Raw genomic sequence first — 21636 nt, 5'->3', positions numbered from 1 at the left:
TTGCCTTGTTACTCGACGGCAAGCTATGCTTGGCAACTGTTAACAACGATGCTTGCCACCGCATGTCCTTGCCTCAAGCTTCTTCTTCCTCCGCACCCCAGGCGGCCGATGAATCCTGCGACGTGATGGTCGTCGGCGGCGGTCCGGCCGGTTCGACCATCGCCGCGCTGCTGGCCGAGCAGGGCCGCAAGGTGGTGCTGCTCGAAAAAGCGCACCACCCGCGTTTTCACATCGGCGAATCGTTGCTGCCGGGCAATGTCGAGCTGTTCGAGAAACTCGGCGTGCGCGACCAGGTCGAGAAAATCGGCATGCCCAAGTTCGGCATCGAGTTTGTCTCGCCCGAGCATGAGCACCGCAGCTACGTGGAGTTTGCCGAGGGCCTGGACAAGACGCTCGACTCCGCCTGGCAGGTGCGCCGCTCCGACCTGGACGAGATCCTGTTCCGCAACGCGGCCACGCGCGGCGCCCAGACCATCGAGGGCTGCAAGGTGCGCGACGTGGCCTTCGACGCCGACGGCGCCACCGTGCATGCCGAAATGGACTACGGCGCCAGGCGCAGCTGGCGCGCCCGCTTCGTGGTCGACGCCACCGGCCGCGACACGCTTCTGGCCAACAAATTCCGCTGCAAGGAAAAGAACCCCGACCACAACAGCACCGCGCTGTTCGGCCACTTCACGAATGCCGAGCGGCTCGAAGGCAAGAAAGAAGGAAACATCAGCATCTGCTGGTTCCCGCACGGCTGGTTCTGGTTCATTCCGCTGGCCGACGGCACGACCAGCATCGGCGCCGTCTGCTGGCCGTACTACCTGAAGACGCGCGACAAGCCGCTGAAGGAATTTTTCTACGACACCATTGCGCTGTGCCCGGTGCTGGTCGAACGCCTGAAGAACGCCACGCTGGTCGACGACGCGGTGCATGCCACCGGCAACTTCTCGTACTCGAGCACGCACGCCACGGGCGACCGCTACCTGATGCTGGGCGACGCCTTCACCTTCATCGACCCGATGTTCTCCTCGGGCGTGTACCTGGCCATGACCAGCGCCTTCGATGGCGCCAAGCTGGTGGCCACGGCGCTCGACCAGCCGGCCGAGCTGGCGCTGGCGCGCAAGGGCTTCGAGGCCATGACGCGCAAGGGCCCGCGCGAGTACTCGTGGTTCATCTACCGCGCGACCAACCCGACCATCCGCGACATGTTCATGTACCCGGGCAATCCGTTCCGCGTGAAGGAAGGCCTGATGTCGCTGCTGGCCGGCGACATCTACAACGGCAAGCCGATGTGGCGCGCGCTGGGCATGTTCAAGTTCCTGTACTACTTCATCTCGGTCACGCACATGCGGCGCACCTGGGCGGGTTGGAAGCGGCACCGCCTCAACATCCGGGACATGGGGATGTTGAAGGGGGAGACGGTGCTGAAGTCGGAGTAAGTGAAGTCGGAATAGTGCGACGTCTGGTTCAGCCGGCCGCTGCTTCGCCGGTGAAGAGCGCGTTCTTGCGTGCGACGGCGCGAAACGGTGCCGTGATGCGGCTGTCCGCCGCGACGGCCCGCCAGAACACCGCGGCCAACCGGCGCGCGCCGGGCCATTCCTCCAGTGTCTCGACGGTCGGTGCCGCGGCGCTCGCTTCCAGGTCGCGCGCAGGCAATTCGCCGTTGACGGCGGCATAGAGCGTCGGCAGCACGTCGTAGGCGGGAGACAGGCGCCAATTGCCGTTTTCGATGAGCAGCGAGATGTTGCCGTAGTGCCGGTCGGTGTTGCCGACGAGCCGTCCGAACGCCTCGAGAAAGCGCAGCCGCTGCGCGTCGTCCGCGCGCATCAGTCCGCGCGACGCCATGCGGTTGGCCGTGGCGGCCCAGTTGTCGATCTTGCCGACGTGCTGCGCGTCGTAGGCCATCAGCGACACCATGCCGATGCGTCCCCTGGCGGTGCGGTCGAATCGCTCGACTTCCAGGAACACCCGGCCGGCTTCGATGAGCACGCGGGTGGTGGATGAGGCGACGCCGGCTTCCTGCAGCGTGCGCAATGCCAGGTGTTCGCACACGAGCAGGTCGCGAGCGCGCTTGTCCGCGGGCGAGTTGCCGGCGGGCGAGAACTTGACGATCACTTGCCGCCCGTCGCGCACGGTGCAGAACTTGGGCTGTTCGCCGCCGGCCGACGAGCCCGGCAAGGTGCCCTGCATGGCGCTGTCCGCCATGGCGGGATAGTCGCCAGCGGTCACTTGCGCGGCCGGACTTGCGGCCAGCGACTGAAAGCGGTTGAACGACTCGGCGCCGACGACCAGGTTGCCCGGCAGGTCCTCGCCGCACAGGGCCAGCGCCTGCAGCACGTCGTCGTCGGTCCAGTGCTCGGGGTTGGCGGGCAGGCCGAGTTCGGGGTGGCCGTGGGCGAAGGCGCGGCCGATGAAGCCCTGCGGGCGCATGTCGGCAAGGAACCAGGGCAGTCCGTCGTGCAGCGCGCTGGCGCCTGCCTGCTCGTCCATCCAGCAGCGGCCACCTTGCAGCGGCACGATGCGGCCGAACGGCGCCGCGTTGCCGTTCTCGCCGACCTTGACGACGGGCACTTCGGTGCCGAGCCGTTCGACGTGCCGGGGTGCGACATACCTCTGCGAGCGCGCCGCGCCCACCTTCAGGATGTCCGCACTGCGCAGAAGCGGTGCCAGCGTTCGCGACACGGTCGGCTGGCTGACGCCCAGCCGGGCCTGCACGTCAGCGCCGGTGACGGCACCCTGCGACCGGATGAAGGCAAGGGCGGTCTCGGCCAGGGCGGGGGGCGTTGCCATTGAATACCAAGGTGAATAGATAAATTATTCTATTCTTCATTGGTAAATTCACGAAATTGAATGAATTTGTGAATAGATAGTTGGCGTCATGTCTTGGCCATTTGCACCGCAAACCGCACCCCTGGGGCGGGGCTGCTGAGAACGTCGATGCCAAGGTCCGCCAGGGCTTCTTCAACAGGCGCCATCGAGGCCTGCGCGAGCACGACGACATCGGTCCCGTCGGCACTGTTGGCCTTCGCGCGAATCGCCCCGGCCAGTGCCTCGACGTAGCCGGTGATGTCGCCGGACTGGAAAAGCGGCCACGCCTGCTCGACAAGCAGTTGGCTCGGCCGCACCACCACCCCCGCGTCCTGCGCCGCGGAAAGAACCAACGCCGTCGTCGGCGCCAGCGTGCTCTCCAGCGCCGCGACGATCAGCACGCGCGGCCCGGTGCGCACCGCGCGGTCGGCCATGGCGCGGTCGATGCGCAGGGCCTTGAACGCATCGCCCGTGGCGGTTCGTTCGGCGATGGCGCCGATGGTCGAGCAGGTGCACACGACCACCGTCGCGCCGCTGGCGGTGGCCTCGTGCATGGCGTGGTGAACACGTGCAACCAGGCCGGCGTCGTCGACGCCGAGGGCGCGCGCATCGGCGAGCAGGTCTTCGCGCACCGCATGCCGAACGCGCAGGTCGGGCGCGATCTCGCGCACCAGCCGCTCGAAGGTCGGTACATGCACCTGCGCCGTGTGAAGGAACGCCAGCGCGTCTTCGGGGGGCGGCATGGCTTTCAGCCCGCCGTGCGCGCGCGTTGGGCCTCGTAGGCCTTCAGGTGGACGTACGCCGTGCGCAGCACCGAAGGCGCGGCCTGCTGGCCCGCGGCCGCGCGGCCGAGCAGGTCGCCCACGATGTGGTCGGCTTCCACTGCCGCGCCGCGCACGATGTCCTTGTACATGGACGCGGTCATCGGCGAGCCGGCCGCCGTCATGATGGCGCGGCCGCGCTGCACGGCGGCCGGGCGCGGCGCAAAGCCGTTGTGCGTGGCGATGGCGCAGCACTCGTCGAAGATCGCGAGCGCCACGTCCTGCCCGCCTGCCGCCACGATGTCGCCGATGGTCGCGCGCATCAGGCTCGTGAGGCCCGCCGCAGAGGCGATGAAGACCCACTTCTCCCACATGTCCTGCGAGATGTTCTCGCTGGCCGTGGCGTCGAACTTCGCACCCGCGAACTGGGCCGCGATGGCGTTCACGCGCTCGGAGCGCCCGCCGGCGCGCTCGCCGTAGCTCAGGCCGTGCATGTCGTTCAGGTGCAGCACGCGGCCTTCGTCGTCGAGCGTGGCCGAAATCATGCACAGGCCGCCCAGCACACGCTGCGCACCGAAGCGCTCGGCCAGCCGGTCGATGTGCTTCATGCCGTTGAGCAGCGGCAGGATCACGGTGTCGGGCCCGACGGCGGGCGCGAACGAGTCCATGGTCGAGTCCAGGTCGTAGGCCTTGCTGCCGACCACGACCACGTCGTAGGGGCCGTCGATGCCGTCGGCCAGCACATGCTTCGGGGCGGGAAGCTGCAGGTTCCCGAACGGGCTTTGCACCACCAGCCCGGTCTTCGCGAGCTGCGCCGCGCGGCGCGGGCGCAGCAGGAAGGTGACGTCGCGGCCCGCCTCCAGCAGGCGACCGCCGAAATAACCACCGAGTGCACCGGCACCCACCACCAGAAATCTCATTGCGCTGTGCTCCTGAGTCAGAGAAAAGATCGTGGGCGATGATGCCCCCGATCGCGCGGCGCTGCTTCAGGCGGCCGATTTCTCCAGCAGCCGCCGGCGGGCAAAGGGCGACAGGTCGAGCGCGCTCGGCCGGCCCAGCACATGGTCGGCAATGGCGTCGCCCAGCCCGGCCGAATGCTTGAAGCCGTGGCCCGAGCAGGCCGAGGCGATGAGCACGCCGGGCAGGCCGTCGAGCGCGTCGATGACGAAGCGGCGGTCGGGCGTCACGGTGTACATGCAGGCACGCGCCTTCAGCGCCCGGCCGCCGATCTGCGGAAAACGGCCCGCCACGCGCTCGCGGTACATGGCGGCGCTTTCTTCGGGGCTGACCGTGCGCTCGATGGTGTCGGGCGTGGTGGCGTCCGCGTACTGCTCGGTCGCGACCTTGAGCGCGGGCTGCGCGGGGTCGGACGACGGAAAACCGTACATGTAGTCTTCCTGCCCGTCGCCGAACATCCAGATGAAGATGGGGAAGCGCCCGGGCGCAAAGTCGGCGGCGGCGCTGCCGGTGTCGAACCAGTGCATCACCTGGCGGTGCACGGAGAAGTCGGCTTGCCAGTCGGCGCGCGCCTGCTTGCCGAGGAACTCGGGCAGCCAGGCGCCGGCCGACACCACCACGCGGTCGGCGGTGAAGCTGGCGGTGTCGGTGCGCACGCGCACGGTGTCCCCGTTGCCGACGGGCTCGACCGCCTGCACGCGTTCGCCGGTGCGTGTTTGCGCGCCCGACGCACGGGCCACGGCCAGTTGCGCGCCGATGGCGTCCTCGGGCCGGACGAAGCCGGCGTCGTGCTCGTGGTAGCCGATCTCGTCGCCCTGCAGGTGGAACTGCGGAAAGCGCGCGCGGATACCGGCGGCATCGAGCACCTCGTGCGCAATGCCGAAGTGCTCCGCGCTGGCGATGGTGCGGCGCACGAAGTCGGGCTTGCCGTGGTGCTCGGCCACGCGCCCTTCGGGCGCGAGGATGAGGCCGCCCGTGGTGGTCATCAGCGGCTTGCCGGTGCGTGCCTCGAGCTCGCGCCAGATGGCGTGCGAGCGCTGCACGAAGGGCACGTACTCGTCGCCTTCGCCGACCGCGAGCCGCGTGATGCGCGAGTCGCCGTGCGAGGAGCCCAGGTCGTGCGGCGGCGCGAACTGGTCGATGCCCAGCACGCGCGCGCCGCGCTGCGAGAGTTGGTAGAGCGTGGCGGCCCCGAGGGCGCCGAGGCCGACGACGATGACGTCGTAGTGGGTGGACAAGGTCACGTGGGAACTGGCGTCAGACGAGGTTCAGGTCGAGGAAGGCGTCCTTCACCTCGATGGGCTTGGGAATGAGCTTGAGTTGCGCAAACACATCGGCCAGGCCTTGTTGCTCCTGTGCGATGGCCGGCGTGAGCGCGACCACGCCATATTGCCGCCGTTCGGTGGCCAGCGCCAGCACCTTGGGCTCGACCTTCAATTGCGGCGCCAGCGTGGCGACCACGTCGGCCGGGTGCGCCTGCGCCCATTCGTTGGCCTTGCGCAGTTCGGCGAACACGGTGCGCAGCACGTCGGTGTTGGCACGCGCGAAGCCGGGTTGCGCGAAGTGGTAGGTGCGGTTGCCGCTCAGGCCGGTGCCGTCGAACAGCACGCGCGAATCGGTCGCCAGTTGCGCGGCGGCCAGGAACGGGTCCCACAGGCCGATGGCCGCGACGCTGCCCGACTGGTAGGCCGCGATGGTGTCGGAGGCCGTGAGGATGTACACCGGCTCGATGTCGTCATAGCGCAGGCCCGCCGCCTCGAGCGCGCGGATCAGCACGTACTGCGTGTTGTAGCCGCGCCCGGTGACGACCTTCTTGCCCTTCAGGTCGCGCACGCTGCGAATGGGCGAGTCGCGCGGCACCAGGAAGCCGACGCCGCCGGGGTAGGGGCTCTCCGCAGCCAGGTACACCAGGCCCTTGCCGCTGGCCTGCTGGAACACGCCGATGCCGTCCGAGGCATGGCCGAAGTCGATGGCGCCTGCAGACAGTGCCTCCGACAGCTGGCTGCCGCCGAGGAACTCGGCCCACTCGACCTTCACGCCGCTGGGAGCGAGCGCCTTCTCGAGCTGGCCCGTGCCCTTCAGGATGTTGAGCGTGTTGAACTTCTGGTAGCCGATGCGAAGTGTCTTGGTGCGCGATTGGGCAAAGAGCGGTGCGGCGGCCGCGGCGAAGGCGGCGGCGGTGCCGGCTTGGAGCAGGGCGCGGCGAGAGAGAGAAGGGGTGTGCATGGCGCAGGCAAAAGTCCGCGACTGTAGGAGCCGTGGTTGTTCAGCGCCAAGAAGCTTTTGTCATTTGCTCATGCGCAATGCGGCGGTGCAATTGCAGGCCGAATTGCTTGGGGGAGGGCGCAGTCCGGTACAGAAAGCAGCAAGAACCTTTCAGCAAAAGGTCTTGAGCGGTTCGCATAATCGCGTTCGTCATTCCTACCCTTTCACTCAAGGAGCTTCACCCATGGCCCAGACCCGCATCGCCGTTCTCGTCGGCAGCCTGCGCAAGGATTCGTACAACCAGAAGCTGGCGCTCGCGCTGGCGCACCTGGCCCCCTCGGACTTCACCTTCGAGCACCTGCGCATCGACGACCTGCCGCTGTACAACCAGGACGACGACGGCAACCAGTCCGCGCCCGTGAAGCGCCTGAAGACCGAGATTGCGGCAGCCCAGGGCCTGCTGTTCGTCACGCCCGAATACAACCGCTCCATTCCCGGCGTGCTGAAGAACGCCATCGACCACGCCTCGCGTCCGTACGGTCAGAGCGCCTGGGGCGGCAAGCCGGCGGGTGTGCTCGGCGTGTCGGTGGGCGCCATCGGCACCGCGCTGGCGCAGCAGCACCTGCGCAACATCCTGGCCTACCTCGACGTGCCCACGATGGGCGCGCCCGAGGTGTTCCTGCAGGCCAAGGACGACCTGTTCGACGACAAGGGCCACATCGGCAACGAAGGCTCGAAGAAATTCCTGCAGGGGTGGATGGACAAGTACGTGGCCTGGGTCAAGACGCATTCGGCCTGAGTCCCTTCCTTGCCGCGCACGACAAAAAGCCGCCCGGATGGGCGGCTTTTTTCATGGCGCAGCGCGGGTTCAGGCCACTTGCGCAACGTTCTTCTGGTTGGCGGCTTCGGCCGTTGCCGCCAGGATGTCGGCGCGCGCAGCCGCAAATGCGTTGGCCTTGGGCTCGTCGCCCATCGCCACGCCCTCGGCGCGCACGATGCGCACGTCGGTGATGCCGAAGAAGCCGAAGACCACCTTCAGGTAGCTCTCTTGATGCTCGGCGCCTTGGCCCCAATCGCTGGTCGAGTACACACCGCCGCGGCTCGAAGCCACGATCACCGTCTTGCCGCCGGCCAGGCCCACGGGGCCCGTTTCGGTGTACTTGAAGGTACGGCCCACTTGGCCCAGGCGGTCGATCCAGGCCTTGAGCTGGGTCGGGATCGAGAAGTTGTAGAGCGGAGCGCCCACGACGACCACGTCAGCGGCCAGGAACTGGCTCACCAGCTTCTCGGACAGTGCGTTTTCGCGCTGTTGGGCTTCGGTCGGCTCGGCTTGCGGGCCGGTCTTGATGGCGAGGGCGTCGGCGCTGAAATGCGCGGGTGCGTCCACGGCAAGGTCGAGGTACTCGACCGTGGTGTCGGGGTGCGCGGCCTTCCAGGCGGCCACGATCTCGGCCGTCAGGACGCGGGAGGTCGAATAGGCACCGAGGATGCTGGAGTCGATGTGGAGCAGCTTCATGATCAATCACTTTCTGTGTTGGCTGTCGGCGCTCAATTGGCCGGCGGATGTGAGAATTCTATTTTTGGATCGAGTGGTCGATAAGTAGCCAAAAATCGCACTCATCGTTCTGTTTGCGGGACAATGGCGCCATGCAAGACCTCAACGACATGGTTTTCTTCGCCGAAGTGGCCGAGCGCGGCGGCTTTGCGGCCGCGAGCCGGGCGCTGGGCATTCCCAAGTCGCGCCTGTCGCGCCGCGTGGCCGACCTGGAAGAGCGCCTGGGCGTGCAACTGATGCAGCGCAGCACCCGCCGCCTGTCGCTCACGCCGGCCGGCGAAATCTATCTGCGCCACGCCGCCGCCATGCGCGACGCGGCGCAGGCCGCGGCCGAGGCGGTGGCGCAGGTGCAAACGGAGCCCAGCGGGCTGGTGCGCCTCAGCGTCCCGGTCACCATGTCGCACAGTGGGCTGGCGCAGCTGATGCCGGTGTTCATGGCGCTCTACCCGGCGGTGCGCATCGACATGCGGGTGATCAACCGGCCGGTCGACCTGATCGAGGAGGGCATCGACATTGCCCTGCGCGTGCGCTTCGCCATCGAGGACAGCGCCTTGCTGGTGGCCAAGACCTTCGGCACCAGCCGCGGTGTGCTGGTGGCGCACCCGGACTTGCTGGCGAGTTTCGGCCCGATCGGTTCTCCAGCCGACCTGGCCAAGCTGCCCACGACGGCCATGTCGGCCAACGGCGAGGGGCGTGCCGAGTGGCGGCTCGAAGGGCCCGAGGGGCAGACCTACGTGCACGCGCACACGCCGCGCTACGTGGCGGACGACCTGGTCACGCTGAAGTACGGCACGCTGGGCGGCGTGGGGGCCACGATGCTGCCCGACTACATGTGCAGGGCCGAGGTCGAAGCCGGCCAGCTGGTGCGGCTGCTGCCGGGCTGGGGCCCGACGCCGGTGGTCGCGCACATGGTGTTTCCGGCGCGGCGCGCGCTGGTGCCGGCGGTGCGCCGGCTGATCGACTTCCTGGTGGAGCACCTGCAGAACGAAGAACTGCGGATGTACTAGCCGCAGCCCGCAGCCCGCTACCCGTCGACGTCGGTGGCGAAGGTCGTGGCCTTGTATGCTTCCAGCACGGCGAGCCGCTCGCGCAGCGCATTGCCGATCGACGCATAGGTGCTGCTGCCGAGCGCGAGCCGCCGGGGCGCGGGGTGTTGGTCCACCGAATCGGCCATGGCCCTGGCCATCTTGGCCGCGTCGCCCGTCACGGCGAAGTCGCCACTGGCGAGCGCGCGCCGGATGGCGCCGGCCGGTGTGTCGTCGTAGACCGCCATCGGCGCGGGGCTGACCAGCCCACCGCCGAAGTTCGTCTTCGTGGGGCCGGGCTCCACCAGCGTGAACGCAATGCCGAAGGGCGCCACTTCCTGCGCGACCGACTCCACGAACCCTTCGATGCCCCACTTGCTCGCGTGGTACAGGCTGAAGTTCGGATACGCCAGCTGCCCGCCTTCGGACGAGACCTGCAGGACACGGCCACCGCCCTGGGCGCGCAGATGAGGCAGCGCAGCGCGAATGACCTGGATCGCGCCGACGAGGTTGGTGTCGATCTGGTGGCGAATCTGCGCGTCGCTGACTTCCTCGGCCGCGCCGAACAGGCCGTAGCCTGCGTTGCTGACGACCACGTCGATGCGGCCCATCGCGGCGAAGGCCGCGTCGACCACGCTGCGCACGGCGGCGGTGTCGGTCACGTCGAGCACGGCCACGCGCAGTCGTTCGCCGTGTCGTGCCTGCAGTTCGCGCAGCGCGTCGGGCTGGCGCACGGTGGCGGTCACGCTGTCGCCGCGCGCCAGCAGGGTTTCGGTGAGTTCACGGCCGATGCCGCTGGAAGTGCCGGTGATGAGCCAGTTTTTCGTTGCCATTCAGGGTCCTTTCGAATGAGTAGAACCCATCGTAGGCCGCATGATTGAGAATATAAATGACGTAGCGGTGCATCTGTCTTGCACCCCAGGTTGATAATCCGCCGCATGATCATCGACCCCCTCGACGGTGTCGCCGTCTTCCTTGCCGTGGCCGAACACCGCAGTTTCACCGGCGCCGCGCTGGCCCTGGGCGTGACGCCGACGGCCGTGAGCAAGGCGGTCCGCGCGCTGGAAGCCCGCCAGGGCGTGATGCTGTTCCAGCGCACCACCCGGCGCGTGGCGCTGACGGAGGCAGGCCAAGCCGTCTTCCTGCGCCTGCGGCCCGCGGTGAGCGAAATTTCGGATGCCTTCGCGGCGCTTGGCGGCTTTCGCGATCGGCCCATGGGCACGCTGCGGATCACCGCGCCGCGCGGCGCGGTCGAGCCGATCCTCGGCGCGCTGGTGCCGGCGTTTCGCCGCGCCTACCCCGAGGTCGCGCTGGAGATTTCGCTCGACGAGGCGATCGTCGACCTCGTCGGCGCGGGCTTCGACGCCGGCATCCGGCTGGGCGAGGCGGTGGAAAAAGACATGGTGGCGCTGCGGCTCACGCCGGAAATCGCGTGGTGCGTGGTGGGTGCCCCGTGCTATTTCGAAGGCCGCGAGCGGCCGAAGGTGCCACAAGACCTGGTGCGCCACGAGGCCTTGCACTACCGCTTTGCCGGCTCCGGCGCGCTGCACCGCTGGAGCTTCCGGCGCGGCAAGCGCGACTTTTTGGTGGAAACGAAAGGCGGACTGGTCGTGAACGACCGGCAGATGCTGGTCGACTGCGCCGTGCAGGGGCTGGGCCTGGCCTTCGTCTCAGTGCAGGAGGCACGGCAGGCGGTGGCGCAGGGGCGGCTGGAGGCCTTTTTGCAGCCCTACATTCCGGTCGATTCGGGGCTGTACCTGTACTTTCCGGAGCGCTCGCAGTCGCAATTGAAGCTGCGGGTGTTCATCGACATGGCCCGAAAGCTGGCCGCGCTGCCGGGCTGATGGGGCCCCGACGGGCGTCCTTATGCGGAAAACGTCATATCCAAACAAGCAGATATTCGTTTGGCATTGAAGCGATGGTTCGCACAATCCGAAGCTCACATCCTTCCAGGAGCGACCATGGCAACTCTGCGACTCGGCGACACCGCCCCCAATTTCACCCAGGATTCCAGCGAAGGCCCCCTCGACTTCTACCAGTGGGCCGGCGATTCGTGGGTGGTGTTCTTCTCGCACCCGGCCGATTTCACGCCCGTGTGCACCACCGAGCTCGGCAAGACCGCGGCGCTGTCGGGCGAATTCGCCAAGCGCGGCGTGAAGCCCATTGCGCTGAGCGTGGACCCGGCCACCAAGCACAAGGAATGGATCTCGGACATCAACGAGACGCAGAACACCACGGTCAACTTCCCCATCATTGCGGACGCAGACCGCAAGGTGGCCGACCTGTACGACCTGATCCACCCGAACGCCTCGGCCACGGCCACGGTGCGCAGCGTGTTCATCATCGACCCGAAGAAGGTCATCCGCACCACCATCACCTACCCCGCGTCGACCGGGCGCAACTTCGACGAGATCATTCGCGTGATCGACTCGCTGCAGCTCACCGACAGCCACAAGGTGGCCACGCCCGTGAACTGGAAGGACGGCGACGACGTGGTCATCGTGCCGAGCATCCAGGACCCGGCCGAACTCGCCGAGCGCTTCCCCAAGGGCTTCAAGGCCGTGAAGCCTTACCTGCGCATCACGCCGCAGCCGAACAAGTAAGCGACGCAGGCGGCAATCGCAGATGCAGACGCGAGTCGTCATAGTGCCCGGTTGGCGCGACTCCGGGCCCGGCCACTGGCAGAGCCTGTGGGAAGCGCGCATTCCGGGCGCCGTGCGGGTGGTGCAGGACGACTGGGCCTCGCCGAAGCGTGACGCCTGGGTGGCGGCGCTGGCCAAGCTGGTGCTGGAGACGCCCGGCCCGGTGGTGATCGCCGCGCACAGCCTGGGCTGCATCGCCACCGCGCACCTGCCGGCGGCCGCGGCGGCCCGCATCCAGGGCGCGTTGCTGGTGGCCCCGGCCGACCCCGAACGCCGTGCGGTGCTGTCCGACTTTGCGCCCGTGCCTTATGCCACGCTGCCGTACCGCAGCATCGTGGTGGCCAGCAGCAACGACCCGTTTTGCCCCATTCGCCTGGCGGGTGCCTATTCGCGCGCCTGGGGCAGCGAGTTCGTGCGCATGCAGAATGCGGGCCATATCAACGTCGATTCGGGGCACGGGGACTGGCCGCTCGGTCTGGCTCTGCTCCAATCCTTGACCGACGAGCCCGCCGCCTGGTCGGCGGGCCGTGAATTTTCAGAAACCTTGGCAATCACATGACTTCCAGAATCAAGACCTTCGTCGCCGTGCTCGCGCTGGCGTCCTCCGCACTTGCAGGCAGCAGCGCCTTTGCCCAGGGCACGGGGCTGCTCAACGCCTCGTACGACGTGGCCCGCGAGTTCTACAAGGACTACAACGCAGCCTTCGTGGCGCACTACAAGAAGGCCACCGGCAAGGACGTTAAGATCGACCAGTCGCACGGCGGCTCCAGCGCCCAGGCGCGTGCGGTGGCCGACGGCCTCGACGCCGACGTGGTGACCATGAACACCTCGACCGACATCGACTTCCTGGCCGGCACCGGCGTGGTCGCCAAGGACTGGAACAAGAAATTCCCCGACAACGCATCGCCGACCACGTCGACCATGCTGTTCCTGGTGCGCAACGGCAACCCCAAGGGCATCAAGGACTGGGACGATCTGATCAAGCCCGGCGTGCAGGTCGTGATCGTCAACCCCAAGACCGGCGGCAACGGGCGCTACGCCTACCTCGCGGCCTGGGGCTACATCAAGAAGAAGGGCGGCACCGACGCGCAGGCGGCGGAGTTCGTCGGCAAGCTGTTCAAGAACGTGCCGGTGCTGGCACGCGGCGGCCGCGACGCGACCACCGCCTTCCTGCAACGCAACATCGGCGATGCGCTGATCACCTTCGAGTCGGAAGTGGTGTCGATCGACCGCGAATTCGGCACCGGCAAGGTCGACTCGGTGTACCCGTCGATCAGCATCGTGGCCGAGAACCCCGTGGCCGTGGTCGAGCGCACCGTCAACAAGAAGGGCACCGGCGAGCTGGCCAAGGCCTACCTCGACTGGCTGTACTCCGAAGAAGCGCAGGAAATCGCGGCCAAGCATGCGCTGCGTCCGCGCTCGCAGGCCGTGCTCAAGAAGTACGCCGCCACGTTCAAGCCGCTGCAGCTGTTCACGGTGCAGGAGCTGTTCGGCAGCCTGGGTGAAGCGCAGAAGGTGCACTTCAACGACGGCGGCCAGTTCGACAAGCTCTACACGCCCGGCGCGAAGTAAATGAGCGGCGCTGTCCCATCGGCGCTCCCGTCCGCGGGAGCGCCTTTTTCGCGTGCCAACCGGGCAGGGGGCGCCAAGCGCGTTCTGCCCGGTTTCCACATCACGCTCGGCTTCTCGATTCTCTATCTCAGCCTGATCGTGCTGATCCCGCTGTCGGCGCTGGTCTTCAGAACCTTCACGCTGACCTGGGACCAGTTCTGGGTGGCCGTGACCGCGCCCCGCGTGATGGCCTCGTACCGGCTGACCTTCGGCGCGTCGCTGATCGCGGCGATCGTCAACACCGTGTTCGGCCTGCTGGTGGCCTGGGTGCTGGTGCGCTACAAGTTCCCGGGCAAGCGCATCGTCGACGCGCTGGTCGACCTGCCGTTCGCACTGCCGACGGCCGTGGCCGGCATCTCGCTGACCGCGCTGCTCGCGGGCAACGGCTGGATCGGGCAACTGCTGGAGCCGCACGGCATCAAGCTGGCGTTCACGCCCGCAGGCATCGTGATTGCACTGATCTTCATCGGGCTGCCGTTCGTGGTGCGCACGGTGCAGCCGGTGCTCGAGGACACCGAGAAAGAGCTCGAAGAGGCCGCAACGTCGCTGGGCGCCACGCGGTTGCAGACTTTCACCAAGGTGATCTTCCCGGCCATTGCGCCGGCGCTGTTCACGGGCTTTGCCATGGCCTTCGCACGCGCCATCGGCGAGTACGGCTCGGTGATCTTCATTGCCGGCAACATGCCCATGATTTCGGAGATCACGCCGCTCATCATCATCGGCAAGCTGGAGCAGTACGACTATGCGGGTGCCACCGCCGTCGCGCTGGTGATGCTGGTCATTTCCTTCGTGCTGCTGCTGGTCATCAACGGCCTGCAGGCATGGCAGCGTCGCCGGGCAGGAGGCTGAGATGAGTGCACCTTCCAAAGTCGTTCGTCGCGCAAAGGCCGGCACCACCGAGGCGCCGTGGGTGCGCTGGCTGCTCATCGGCCTGGCGCTCGCGTTCATGTTCCTGTTTCTCGTGCTGCCGCTGGCCGCCGTGGCGACCGAGGCCTTGCGAAAGGGCGTGGGCGCCTACCTCGAGGCGCTGAAGGAGCCCGACGCCTGGAGCGCCATCCGCCTCACGCTGATCACGGCGGCCATCACGGTGCCGCTGAACCTCGTGTTCGGCGTGGCGGCGGCCTGGGCCGTGGCCAAGTTCGAGTTCCGCGGCAAGGCGCTGCTCACCACGCTGATCGACCTGCCGTTCGCGGTGTCGCCGGTGGTGGCGGGGCTGATCTATGTGCTGGTGTTCGGCGCGCAGGGCTGGATCGGCCCCTGGCTCGCCGAGCACGACATCAAGATCATCTTCGCCGTGCCCGGCATCGTGCTGGCCACCGTGTTCGTGACCTTTCCCTTCATTGCGCGCGAACTCATTCCGCTGATGCAGGCCCAGGGCACCGATGAGGAGCAGGCCGCCATCGTGCTGGGTGCGACAGGCTGGCAGACCTTCTGGCGCGTGACGCTGCCCAACATCAAGTGGGGCCTGCTGTACGGCGTGATTCTTTGCAACGCGCGCGCCATGGGCGAATTCGGCGCGGTGTCGGTGGTGTCGGGCCACATCCGCGGCCAGACCAACACCATGCCGCTGCATGTGGAAGTGCTCTACAACGAATACCAGTCGGTGGCCGCGTTCGCCGTGGCCTCGCTGCTGGCCATCCTGGCGCTGGTCACGCTGGTGATCAAGTCGGTGATCGAGTGGCGGCACGAGCGCGAGATGAAGGCGATCGCCGAGATGCCGCCGGAGCGGCCCACGGCGGCTTGAAAAGTTCGGGGGTGAAAGGAGAACCCTCACCCCGGCCCTCTCCCCCAGGGGAGAGGGAGTAATCAGACGAAGACACAGGCAGAGATCCCCATGAGCATCGAAATCCGCAACATCAGCAAGCAGTTCGGCGACTTCCGCGCGCTGCGCAACGTGAACCTCGACGTGGAATCGGGCGAACTGGTCGCGCTGCTCGGCCCCTCCGGCTGCGGCAAGACCACGCTGCTGCGCATCATCGCGGGGCTGGAAACGGCCGACGCGGGCAGCATTCTTTTCTCGGGCGAAGACACCACCGACGTGCACGTGCGCGAGCGGCAGGTGGGCTTCGTGTTCCAGCACTACGCGCTGTTTCGCCACATGACCGTGTTCGAGAACGTCGCCTTCGGCCTGCGTGTGAAGCCGCGCAAGGACCGCCCGAGCGACGCGCAGATCAAGGCCAAGGTGACCGACCTGCTCAAGCTGGTGCAGCTCGACTGGCTGGCCGACCGCTACCCGTCGCAGCTGTCCGGCGGGCAGCGCCAGCGCATCGCGCTGGCCCGCGCCCTGGCCGTGGAGCCCAAGGTGCTGCTGCTGGACGAGCCCTTCGGCGCGCTCGACGCCAAGGTGCGCAAGGAGCTGCGCCGCTGGCTGCGCCGGCTGCACGACGAGCTGCACGTCACCTCGATCTTCGTCACCCACGACCAGGAAGAGGCGCTCGAGGTGGCCGACCGCGTGGTGGTCATCAACAAGGGGCAGATCGAACAGGTCGGCTCCCCGCAGGAAGTGTGGGACCAGCCCGCCAGCCCGTTCGTGTACGGCTTCCTGGGCGACGTGAACCTGTTCCACGGCCGGGCCGACAACGGCGCGGTGCAGCTCGACGGCATGCGCCTGGATTCGCCCGAGCACAGCGGCGCGCGCGATGCCAAGGCGCGGGCCTATGTGCGCCCGCATGACATCGACGTGACACGCTACGTGGCCGGCGCCTCCGGCATCGTCGCCACGCTGTCGCGCGCCATCGTCGTCGGACCCACCGCGCGGCTGGAACTTGAGCCCACCGAAACGAATCCAGATAATCCGGGCTCCGGAACCATCATCGAGGCGCAACTCCCTGCGCAACAGTTCCGTGAACTGGGCTTGAAGGAAGGCGACACCGTCGTCGCCAATCCACGCAAGGCCAGGGTGTTCGTAGAAGAAGATTGGGTGTCTCCTTGATCGATTGGTACTTCGGCGCGCCGCGCCGCGCGCTCGGGCTCATCTGCCTGGCCTGCGTTCTCATGCTGGCCTTCGGGCTCTACCTGCAGCACGTGGTCGGGCTCGAGCCTTGCCCCATGTGCATCGTGCAGCGGTATGCGCTGGTGCTGGTGGCGCTGTTCACCGGGCTGGCCGCCATCTTCCGCACCCGTGCGCTGCAGGTGACAGGCGGGGTGCTGGCACTGGTGTCGGCCATCGGCGGTGCCTACACGGCCGCCTCGCAGAGCTGGCTGCAGTGGTACCCGCCCGAGGTCGTGTCCTGCGGGCGCGACCTGTACGGAATGATCGAGACCTTTCCGCTGAAGCGCGCGCTGCCGATGATCTTCCGCGGCGGCGGCGACTGCTCCAAGGTCGACTGGACGCTGTTCGGCCTGACGCTGGCGAACTGGTCGTTCGTGGCGTTCGTGGTGCTGTCGCTGTTGCTGCTCACGCTGCTGGTGCGCCCGCGCCGCGCGCGCTGAAAAATCGCCGCATCGGGGCAGTAATGCCCAGATGCCGGCCCCGGCTTTAGTGGGCCTTCAGGAACCGCCGCTAGGATGAAGCCGCTGCCGCACGCCGTGCGCGCCAGCGGCGTCTCACTTCATCCTCATTGCATGCAAAACACCCCCAAGCGGCGCTCGCGCAAGCTCGTCTACGGCATCCTCGCCGTGGTGGTCCTGGGCCTGCTGTCCCTTTTCTGGCTCAGCCCGCCCAAGAAGACCGAATACCTCACCGCCACCGTGGCGCGCACCGACCTTGAAAACGCCGTGCTCGCCACCGGCGTGCTGCAGGCGCTCAAGCAGGTGGAGGTGGGCGCGCAGGTCAGCGGCCAGCTCAAGTCGCTGAAAGTGGTGCTGGGGCAGACGGTGAAGAAGGGCGACTGGCTCGCCGAGATCGACCCGGTCATCTCGCAGAACACCCTCGCGCAGGAGCAGGCCAAGCTGGAGAACCTGCAGGCGCAGAAGCTCGCGAAGGAAGTGCGCGTGCGGCAGGCGCAGCTCACCTGGACCCGGCAGCAGGACATGCTCGCGCAGGATGCGGCCGCCAGGCAGGACATGGAAAGCGCCGACGCCGAACTGCGCGCGCTGCGGGCCGATGCCGTGTCGCTCGAGGCGCAGATCCGACAGCAGAAGCTGGCCGTGGCCTCGGCGCAGACCAACCTGTCGTACACGCGCATCGTCGCGCCCATCGACGGCGACGTGGTGTCCATCAGCACGCTCGAAGGCCAGACCGTGGTGGCCGCCTTCCAGGTGCCCACGCTGATGAAGCTGGCCGACCTGTCGACCATGACCGTGAAGGCGCAGGTGTCCGAGGCCGACGTGGTGCGCGTGAAGCCGGGGCAGCCGGTGTACTTCACCATCCTGGGCGACCCCGACAAGCGCTACCACGGCACGCTGCGCGCGGTGCAGCCCTCGCCCGAGAAGATCAACAACGCGGTGTTCTTCAACGCGCTGTTCGACGTGCCCAACCCCGATCGCACCCTGCGCGTGGACATGACGGCGCAGGTCGCCATCCTGCTGGGCGAGGCGAAACAGGCGCTGACCGTGCCGCTCACGGCGCTGGGCGCACGCGACAAGGACGGCCGCCAGGAAGTGCGCGTGCTCAAGGCCGACCAGAGCGTGGAAAAGCGCCAGGTGCGCGTGGGCATCAGCAACAACTTCCAGGCGCAGGTGCTCGAAGGGCTGAAGGAGGGCGACAACGTCATCACGGGCGACCCCTCTGCGCTGTTGGACGGCGGCGACGGCGGCCGGGGCAAGCGCCCATGACGCAGGCGAAGGCGCCGCTGCTCACGCTGCGCGGCATCGGCCGCAGCTTTCCCTCGGGCGAGCAGGAAGTGCAGGTGCTGAAGGACGTCGACCTCGACATCGGCCACGGCGAGATGCTGGCCATCGTCGGCGCCTCAGGCTCGGGCAAGTCGACGCTGATGAACATCCTCGGCTGCCTCGACCGGCCGAGCACGGGCACCTACACCGTGTCGGGCCAGGACGTGGGCACGCTCGACAGCGACGCGCTGGCCGAGCTGCGGCGCGAGCACTTCGGCTTCATCTTCCAGCGCTACCACCTGATGCAGCACCTGACGGCCGCCGGCAACGTCGAGGTGCCGGCCGTGTACGCCGGCACCGACACCCAGGCGCGCGACACGCGGGCGCGCCAGCTGCTCGCCCGGCTGGGCCTGGCAGACCGCACCGAGCACCGGCCCAGCCAGCTCTCGGGCGGCCAGCAGCAGCGCGTGAGCATTGCGCGCGCACTGATGAACGGCGGCGAGGTGATCCTGGCCGACGAGCCCACCGGTGCGCTCGACCGCAAGAGCGGGCAGGAAGTCATCGGCATCCTGCGCGAGCTGCATGCGCAGGGCCACACGATCATCATCGTGACCCACGACATGCAGGTGGCGAGCTGCACCGAACGCATCATCGAGATCTCGGACGGCGTGATCGTGGGCGACCGGCCCAATGTGCCAACGGTGGCGGCGCCCGCGCAAGACGTGCAGGCCGACGCCTCCGTGCGCGAAGCGATGACCCGGCCCAGGCTGGGCATCGCGCGCTTCAGCACCGGCTGGGCCCGCTTCGCCGAGGCCTTCCGCATGGCCTGGCGCTCGATGATGGCGCACCGCATGCGCACGGCGCTCACCATGCTGGGCATCGTCATCGGCATCACCTCGGTGGTGTCGATCGTGGCGATCGGGGAGGGCGCCAAGCGCTTCGTGCTCTCGGACATCCGGGCCATCGGCACCAACACGCTGGACGTGTACCCGGGCCGCGACTTCGGCGACGACAAGGCGCAGAGCATCCGCACGCTGACACCCGCCGACCTCGATGCGATTGCGGCGCAGCCCTATGTGCACAGCGTGACGCCCGCGACCTCGCGCAGCCTGCGGCTGCGCTACCGCAGCGTGGACATCAACGGCACGGTGAACGGCGTGAGCGACAGCTTTTTCCGCGTGCGCGACATGCAGATGGCCGACGGCGCGGCCTTCACGGCCGGCGACGTGCGCCACCAGTCGCAGGTGGTGGTGATCGACCAGAACACGCGGCGCAAGCTCTTTCCCGACGGCGGCGATGCGGTCGGAAAAATCATCCTGGTGGGCAACCTGCCGTGCACGGTGATCGGCGTGTCGCAGGAGAAGAAGACGGTGTTCGGCGAGAACAAGTCGCTCAACATCTGGCTGCCCTACAGCACCGGCGCGAGCCGGCTGTTCGGCCAGCAGCACTTCGACAACATCACCGTGCGCATCCGCGACGACCAGCCGACCAAGGCGGCGGAAGACAGCATCGTCAAGCTGCTGACGCTGCGCCACGGCGCCAAGGACTTCTTCACCTTCAACATGGACAGCATCGTGAAGACCGCCGAGCGCACGAGCCAGTCGCTCACGCTGCTGCTGTCGCTGATTGCCGTGATCTCGCTGGTGGTGGGCGGCATCGGCGTGATGAACATCATGCTGGTGTCGGTGACCGAGCGCACCCGCGAGATCGGCATTCGCATGGCCGTGGGTGCGCGCCAGAGCGACGTGCTGCAGCAGTTCCTGACCGAGGCCGTGCTGGTGTGCCTGGTGGGCGGGTTGATCGGCGTGACGCTGTCGTACGGCATCAGTTTTGTGTTTTCGCTTTTCGTCAAGCAATGGCAAATGATCTTTTCGCTGGGTGCGGTGGTGTCGGCCTTTCTGTGCGCGTCGCTGATCGGCGTGTTGTTCGGCTACCTGCCGGCGCGAAATGCCGCGCGGCTGGACCCGATCGAGGCGCTGGCGCGTGAGTAGCGCGCGCCTCCTGTCCGCGGTGGCCGCCGCCGTGCTGGTGCTCGGCGGGTGCACGCTTTTCCAGCCCGAGCAGCGCGCGCAGCCGCCGCTGGAAGTTCCGCAGGCCTGGCTGCAGTCAAACGGCGCGGGCAGTGCCGCCGCCATGTTGTCGGCCAACTGGTGGACGGCGTTCAACGACCCGCAGCTCGACGGCCTGATCGACAGCGCGCTGCGCACCAGCAACGACCTGGCCGCCGCAGGCATTCGCGTGCAGCGCGCGCAGTTGCAGGCGGGTCTTGCGAACACGAACCTCACGCCCGGTGTGGTGGCGCAGGCCGCCACGAGCCGCGCCTATGACCTGAAGCGCGGCGGTGCGAGCGTGCCCGCATCGAGCGTCCAGGCCACCTTGAGCTACGAGCTCGACCTGTGGGGCCGGCTTGCCGCGCAGCGCAGCGCCGCCGACTGGACGCTGAAGGCCACCGAGTCCGACCGGCAGGCCACGGCGCTGGCGCTGGTAGGCACCACGGCGGGGCTCTACTGGCAGACCGGCTACCTCAACCAGCGCATCGCGTTGAGCGAATCGGGCATCGAAGACGGCCGGCGCATCCTGGCGCTGGTGCGCGTGAAATACGCGGCAGGCGCGGTGTCGGGGCTGGACGTGGCGCAGGCCGGGCAGAACCTGGCAACGCAGGAGGCCGCGCACACCCAGTTGTTGCAGCAGCGCGTGGAGGCGCGCAACGCGCTGGCCATTCTGTTCGACCAGCCGCCGCAGCCGTTGGCCGTCGAGCCGCCGCAGCTGCCGGACATTGCACTGCCCGTCATCGACGCCGGTGTGCCGGCGAACCTGCTGGGCCGGCGGCCGGACCTTCGTGCGGCCGAACAGCGGCTGCGTGCGGCGCTGGCGAACGTCGATGCAACGCGCACCGGCTTCTACCCCGCGCTGAGCCTGACAGGGTCGCTGGGCACGTCGAGCGCCGCGCTGGGGGACCTGCTGAAGAATCCCGTGGCCACGCTGGGCGCCGGGCTGGCGTTGCCCTTCCTGCAATGGAACACCGCACGGCTGAGCGTGGGCGTGTCGCAAACGCAGTACGAAGAGGCGGTGGTGGGCTTCAGGCAGTCGCTGTACACGGCGCTGTCGGAGGTGGAGAACGCGTTGTCGTCGCGCACGCAGTTGCGCGACGAGAGCGAGAAGCTCGTGCTGGCGCTGCAGGAGGCGCAGCGTGCGGAGCGGTTGTCCGAGGTGCGCTACCGCGCGGGGGCGACGGCGTTGCAGCCGGTGCTCGATGCGAAGGATCGGCGGCGTACGGCGCAGGTGTCGCTGGCGTTGAACCGGTTGAACCAGCTCAATGCGACGATGACGCTTTACAAGGCGTTGGGTGGGGCGGCCGTGGCGTTGTAGGCCGG

At 67.7% G+C, this 21636-nt stretch carries 21 protein-coding genes; 14 read left to right on the top strand and 7 right to left on the bottom strand.

The features are described from left to right. Positions 1-62 precede the first annotated feature (62 nt). Positions 63-1424, top strand: a complete 1362-nt coding sequence (locus ACSFBM_RS07525) for an NAD(P)/FAD-dependent oxidoreductase (protein ID WP_435483816.1) — start codon at positions 63-65, stop codon at positions 1422-1424. A gap of 28 nt (positions 1425-1452) precedes the next feature. On the opposite strand, the gene yjjJ is transcribed toward ACSFBM_RS07525, so the two are convergent. The 5 genes from yjjJ to ACSFBM_RS07500 form a co-directional block, all read right to left on the bottom strand. Beyond that, positions 1453-2775: a type II toxin-antitoxin system HipA family toxin YjjJ gene (yjjJ, locus tag ACSFBM_RS07520; protein WP_435483815.1), complete on the bottom strand. Its 1323-nt coding sequence runs from the start codon at positions 2773-2775 to the stop codon at positions 1453-1455. An 86-nt stretch (positions 2776-2861) separates the two neighbouring features. After that, a complete protein-coding gene (locus tag ACSFBM_RS07515) occupies positions 2862-3536 on the bottom strand; it encodes an Asp/Glu/hydantoin racemase (protein ID WP_435483814.1) in 675 nt (224 codons plus the stop codon). A 5-nt stretch (positions 3537-3541) separates the two neighbouring features. Further along, complete coding sequence (gene panE, locus ACSFBM_RS07510) at positions 3542-4474, bottom strand: 2-dehydropantoate 2-reductase (RefSeq protein WP_435483813.1); 933 nt, start codon at positions 4472-4474, stop codon at positions 3542-3544. Positions 4475-4540: 66 nt separating this feature from the next. Beyond that, complete coding sequence (gene solA, locus ACSFBM_RS07505; protein WP_435483812.1) at positions 4541-5755, bottom strand: N-methyl-L-tryptophan oxidase; 1215 nt, start codon at positions 5753-5755, stop codon at positions 4541-4543. A gap of 13 nt (positions 5756-5768) precedes the next feature. Beyond that, the gene (locus tag ACSFBM_RS07500) at positions 5769-6737 is read right to left on the bottom strand and encodes an aliphatic sulfonate ABC transporter substrate-binding protein (RefSeq protein WP_435483811.1); all 969 of its coding nucleotides are present in this window, start codon (positions 6735-6737) and stop codon (positions 5769-5771) included. A gap of 223 nt (positions 6738-6960) precedes the next feature. Between ACSFBM_RS07500 and ACSFBM_RS07495 the strand changes: the two genes are divergently transcribed. Next, positions 6961-7515 carry an NADPH-dependent FMN reductase gene (locus tag ACSFBM_RS07495; RefSeq protein WP_435438244.1) on the top strand — a complete coding sequence of 185 codons (555 nt, stop codon included), beginning with the start codon at positions 6961-6963 and terminating at the stop codon, positions 7513-7515. Between the two features lie 69 nt (positions 7516-7584). Here the strand turns inward: ACSFBM_RS07495 and ACSFBM_RS07490 are convergent, their stop codons facing one another. Beyond that, a complete protein-coding gene (locus tag ACSFBM_RS07490) occupies positions 7585-8232 on the bottom strand; it encodes an FMN-dependent NADH-azoreductase (RefSeq protein WP_435438245.1) in 648 nt (215 codons plus the stop codon). 131 nt (positions 8233-8363) lie between these two features. Here ACSFBM_RS07490 and ACSFBM_RS07485 point away from each other — a divergent pair, with 131 nt between their 5' ends. Then, entirely contained in the window at positions 8364-9278 is a 915-nt protein-coding gene (locus ACSFBM_RS07485; RefSeq protein WP_435483810.1) for a LysR family transcriptional regulator, read from the top strand. Positions 9279-9295: 17 nt separating this feature from the next. Here the strand turns inward: ACSFBM_RS07485 and ACSFBM_RS07480 are convergent, their stop codons facing one another. Then, entirely contained in the window at positions 9296-10129 is an 834-nt protein-coding gene (locus ACSFBM_RS07480; protein WP_435483809.1) for an SDR family oxidoreductase, read from the bottom strand. Positions 10130-10234: 105 nt separating this feature from the next. Between ACSFBM_RS07480 and ACSFBM_RS07475 the strand changes: the two genes are divergently transcribed. The 11 genes from ACSFBM_RS07475 (at position 10235) to ACSFBM_RS07425 (ending at position 21631) form a co-directional block, all read left to right on the top strand. After that, complete coding sequence (locus ACSFBM_RS07475) at positions 10235-11140, top strand: LysR family transcriptional regulator (protein WP_435483808.1); 906 nt, start codon at positions 10235-10237, stop codon at positions 11138-11140. 117 nt (positions 11141-11257) lie between these two features. Further along, positions 11258-11899 (top strand): peroxiredoxin, encoded by a 642-nt coding sequence (locus ACSFBM_RS07470; protein WP_116907531.1) that lies wholly within the window; start codon positions 11258-11260, stop codon positions 11897-11899. Between the two features lie 22 nt (positions 11900-11921). Further along, on the top strand, positions 11922-12497 hold the full coding sequence (locus tag ACSFBM_RS07465; RefSeq protein ID WP_435483807.1) for an RBBP9/YdeN family alpha/beta hydrolase: 576 nt from the start codon (positions 11922-11924) through the stop codon (positions 12495-12497). Beyond that, on the top strand, positions 12494-13510 hold the full coding sequence (locus ACSFBM_RS07460) for a sulfate ABC transporter substrate-binding protein (RefSeq protein ID WP_435483806.1): 1017 nt from the start codon (positions 12494-12496) through the stop codon (positions 13508-13510). Before ACSFBM_RS07465 ends, ACSFBM_RS07460 begins: the two co-directional genes overlap by 4 nt. Beyond that, entirely contained in the window at positions 13511-14398 is an 888-nt protein-coding gene (gene cysT / locus ACSFBM_RS07455) for a sulfate ABC transporter permease subunit CysT (RefSeq protein ID WP_435483805.1), read from the top strand. 1 nt (position 14399) lies between these two features. Then, complete coding sequence (gene cysW, locus ACSFBM_RS07450) at positions 14400-15293, top strand: sulfate ABC transporter permease subunit CysW (protein ID WP_435483804.1); 894 nt, start codon at positions 14400-14402, stop codon at positions 15291-15293. A gap of 90 nt (positions 15294-15383) precedes the next feature. Next, positions 15384-16481: a sulfate/molybdate ABC transporter ATP-binding protein gene (locus tag ACSFBM_RS07445; protein ID WP_435483803.1), complete on the top strand. Its 1098-nt coding sequence runs from the start codon at positions 15384-15386 to the stop codon at positions 16479-16481. Further along, positions 16478-16981, top strand: coding sequence for a disulfide bond formation protein B (locus ACSFBM_RS07440; protein WP_435483802.1), 504 nt, complete (start codon positions 16478-16480; stop codon positions 16979-16981). The genes ACSFBM_RS07445 and ACSFBM_RS07440 overlap by 4 nt, the downstream gene beginning before the upstream one ends. Positions 16982-17113: 132 nt before the next feature. Beyond that, a complete protein-coding gene (macA, locus tag ACSFBM_RS07435; protein ID WP_435483801.1) occupies positions 17114-18265 on the top strand; it encodes a macrolide transporter subunit MacA in 1152 nt (383 codons plus the stop codon). After that, a complete protein-coding gene (gene macB, locus ACSFBM_RS07430) occupies positions 18262-20253 on the top strand; it encodes a macrolide ABC transporter ATP-binding protein/permease MacB (protein ID WP_435483800.1) in 1992 nt (663 codons plus the stop codon). The genes macA and macB overlap by 4 nt, the downstream gene beginning before the upstream one ends. After that, positions 20246-21631: an efflux transporter outer membrane subunit gene (locus tag ACSFBM_RS07425; protein ID WP_435483799.1), complete on the top strand. Its 1386-nt coding sequence runs from the start codon at positions 20246-20248 to the stop codon at positions 21629-21631. The genes macB and ACSFBM_RS07425 overlap by 8 nt, the downstream gene beginning before the upstream one ends. The last annotated feature ends 5 nt before the right edge of the window (positions 21632-21636 follow it).

Origin of the sequence: Variovorax pasteuri, from assembly GCF_051216435.1 — a bacterium.
In the GTDB taxonomy this organism is placed as follows: domain Bacteria; phylum Pseudomonadota; class Gammaproteobacteria; order Burkholderiales; family Burkholderiaceae_C; genus Variovorax.
This window is presented reverse-complemented; position numbering and strand designations above follow the sequence as displayed.

What these genes read in the sequence shown, in the direction of transcription:
- ACSFBM_RS07525 (WP_435483816.1), top strand. Translation starts at nt 63, where the DNA reads ATGTCCTTGCCTCAAGCTTCTTCTTCCTCCGCACCCCAGGCGGCCGAT.
- yjjJ (WP_435483815.1), bottom strand. Translation starts at nt 2,775, where the DNA reads ATGGCAACGCCCCCCGCCCTGGCCGAGACCGCCCTTGCCTTCATCCGG.
- ACSFBM_RS07515 (WP_435483814.1), bottom strand. Translation starts at nt 3,536, where the DNA reads ATGCCGCCCCCCGAAGACGCGCTGGCGTTCCTTCACACGGCGCAGGTG.
- panE (WP_435483813.1), bottom strand. Translation starts at nt 4,474, where the DNA reads ATGAGATTTCTGGTGGTGGGTGCCGGTGCACTCGGTGGTTATTTCGGC.
- ACSFBM_RS07500 (WP_435483811.1), bottom strand. Translation starts at nt 6,737, where the DNA reads ATGCACACCCCTTCTCTCTCTCGCCGCGCCCTGCTCCAAGCCGGCACC.
- ACSFBM_RS07495 (WP_435438244.1), top strand. Translation starts at nt 6,961, where the DNA reads ATGGCCCAGACCCGCATCGCCGTTCTCGTCGGCAGCCTGCGCAAGGAT.
- ACSFBM_RS07490 (WP_435438245.1), bottom strand. Translation starts at nt 8,232, where the DNA reads ATGAAGCTGCTCCACATCGACTCCAGCATCCTCGGTGCCTATTCGACC.
- ACSFBM_RS07485 (WP_435483810.1), top strand. Translation starts at nt 8,364, where the DNA reads ATGCAAGACCTCAACGACATGGTTTTCTTCGCCGAAGTGGCCGAGCGC.
- ACSFBM_RS07480 (WP_435483809.1), bottom strand. Translation starts at nt 10,129, where the DNA reads ATGGCAACGAAAAACTGGCTCATCACCGGCACTTCCAGCGGCATCGGC.
- ACSFBM_RS07475 (WP_435483808.1), top strand. Translation starts at nt 10,235, where the DNA reads ATGATCATCGACCCCCTCGACGGTGTCGCCGTCTTCCTTGCCGTGGCC.
- ACSFBM_RS07470 (WP_116907531.1), top strand. Translation starts at nt 11,258, where the DNA reads ATGGCAACTCTGCGACTCGGCGACACCGCCCCCAATTTCACCCAGGAT.
- ACSFBM_RS07465 (WP_435483807.1), top strand. Translation starts at nt 11,922, where the DNA reads ATGCAGACGCGAGTCGTCATAGTGCCCGGTTGGCGCGACTCCGGGCCC.
- ACSFBM_RS07460 (WP_435483806.1), top strand. Translation starts at nt 12,494, where the DNA reads ATGACTTCCAGAATCAAGACCTTCGTCGCCGTGCTCGCGCTGGCGTCC.
- cysT (WP_435483805.1), top strand. Translation starts at nt 13,511, where the DNA reads ATGAGCGGCGCTGTCCCATCGGCGCTCCCGTCCGCGGGAGCGCCTTTT.
- cysW (WP_435483804.1), top strand. Translation starts at nt 14,400, where the DNA reads ATGAGTGCACCTTCCAAAGTCGTTCGTCGCGCAAAGGCCGGCACCACC.
- ACSFBM_RS07445 (WP_435483803.1), top strand. Translation starts at nt 15,384, where the DNA reads ATGAGCATCGAAATCCGCAACATCAGCAAGCAGTTCGGCGACTTCCGC.
- macA (WP_435483801.1), top strand. Translation starts at nt 17,114, where the DNA reads ATGCAAAACACCCCCAAGCGGCGCTCGCGCAAGCTCGTCTACGGCATC.
- macB (WP_435483800.1), top strand. Translation starts at nt 18,262, where the DNA reads ATGACGCAGGCGAAGGCGCCGCTGCTCACGCTGCGCGGCATCGGCCGC.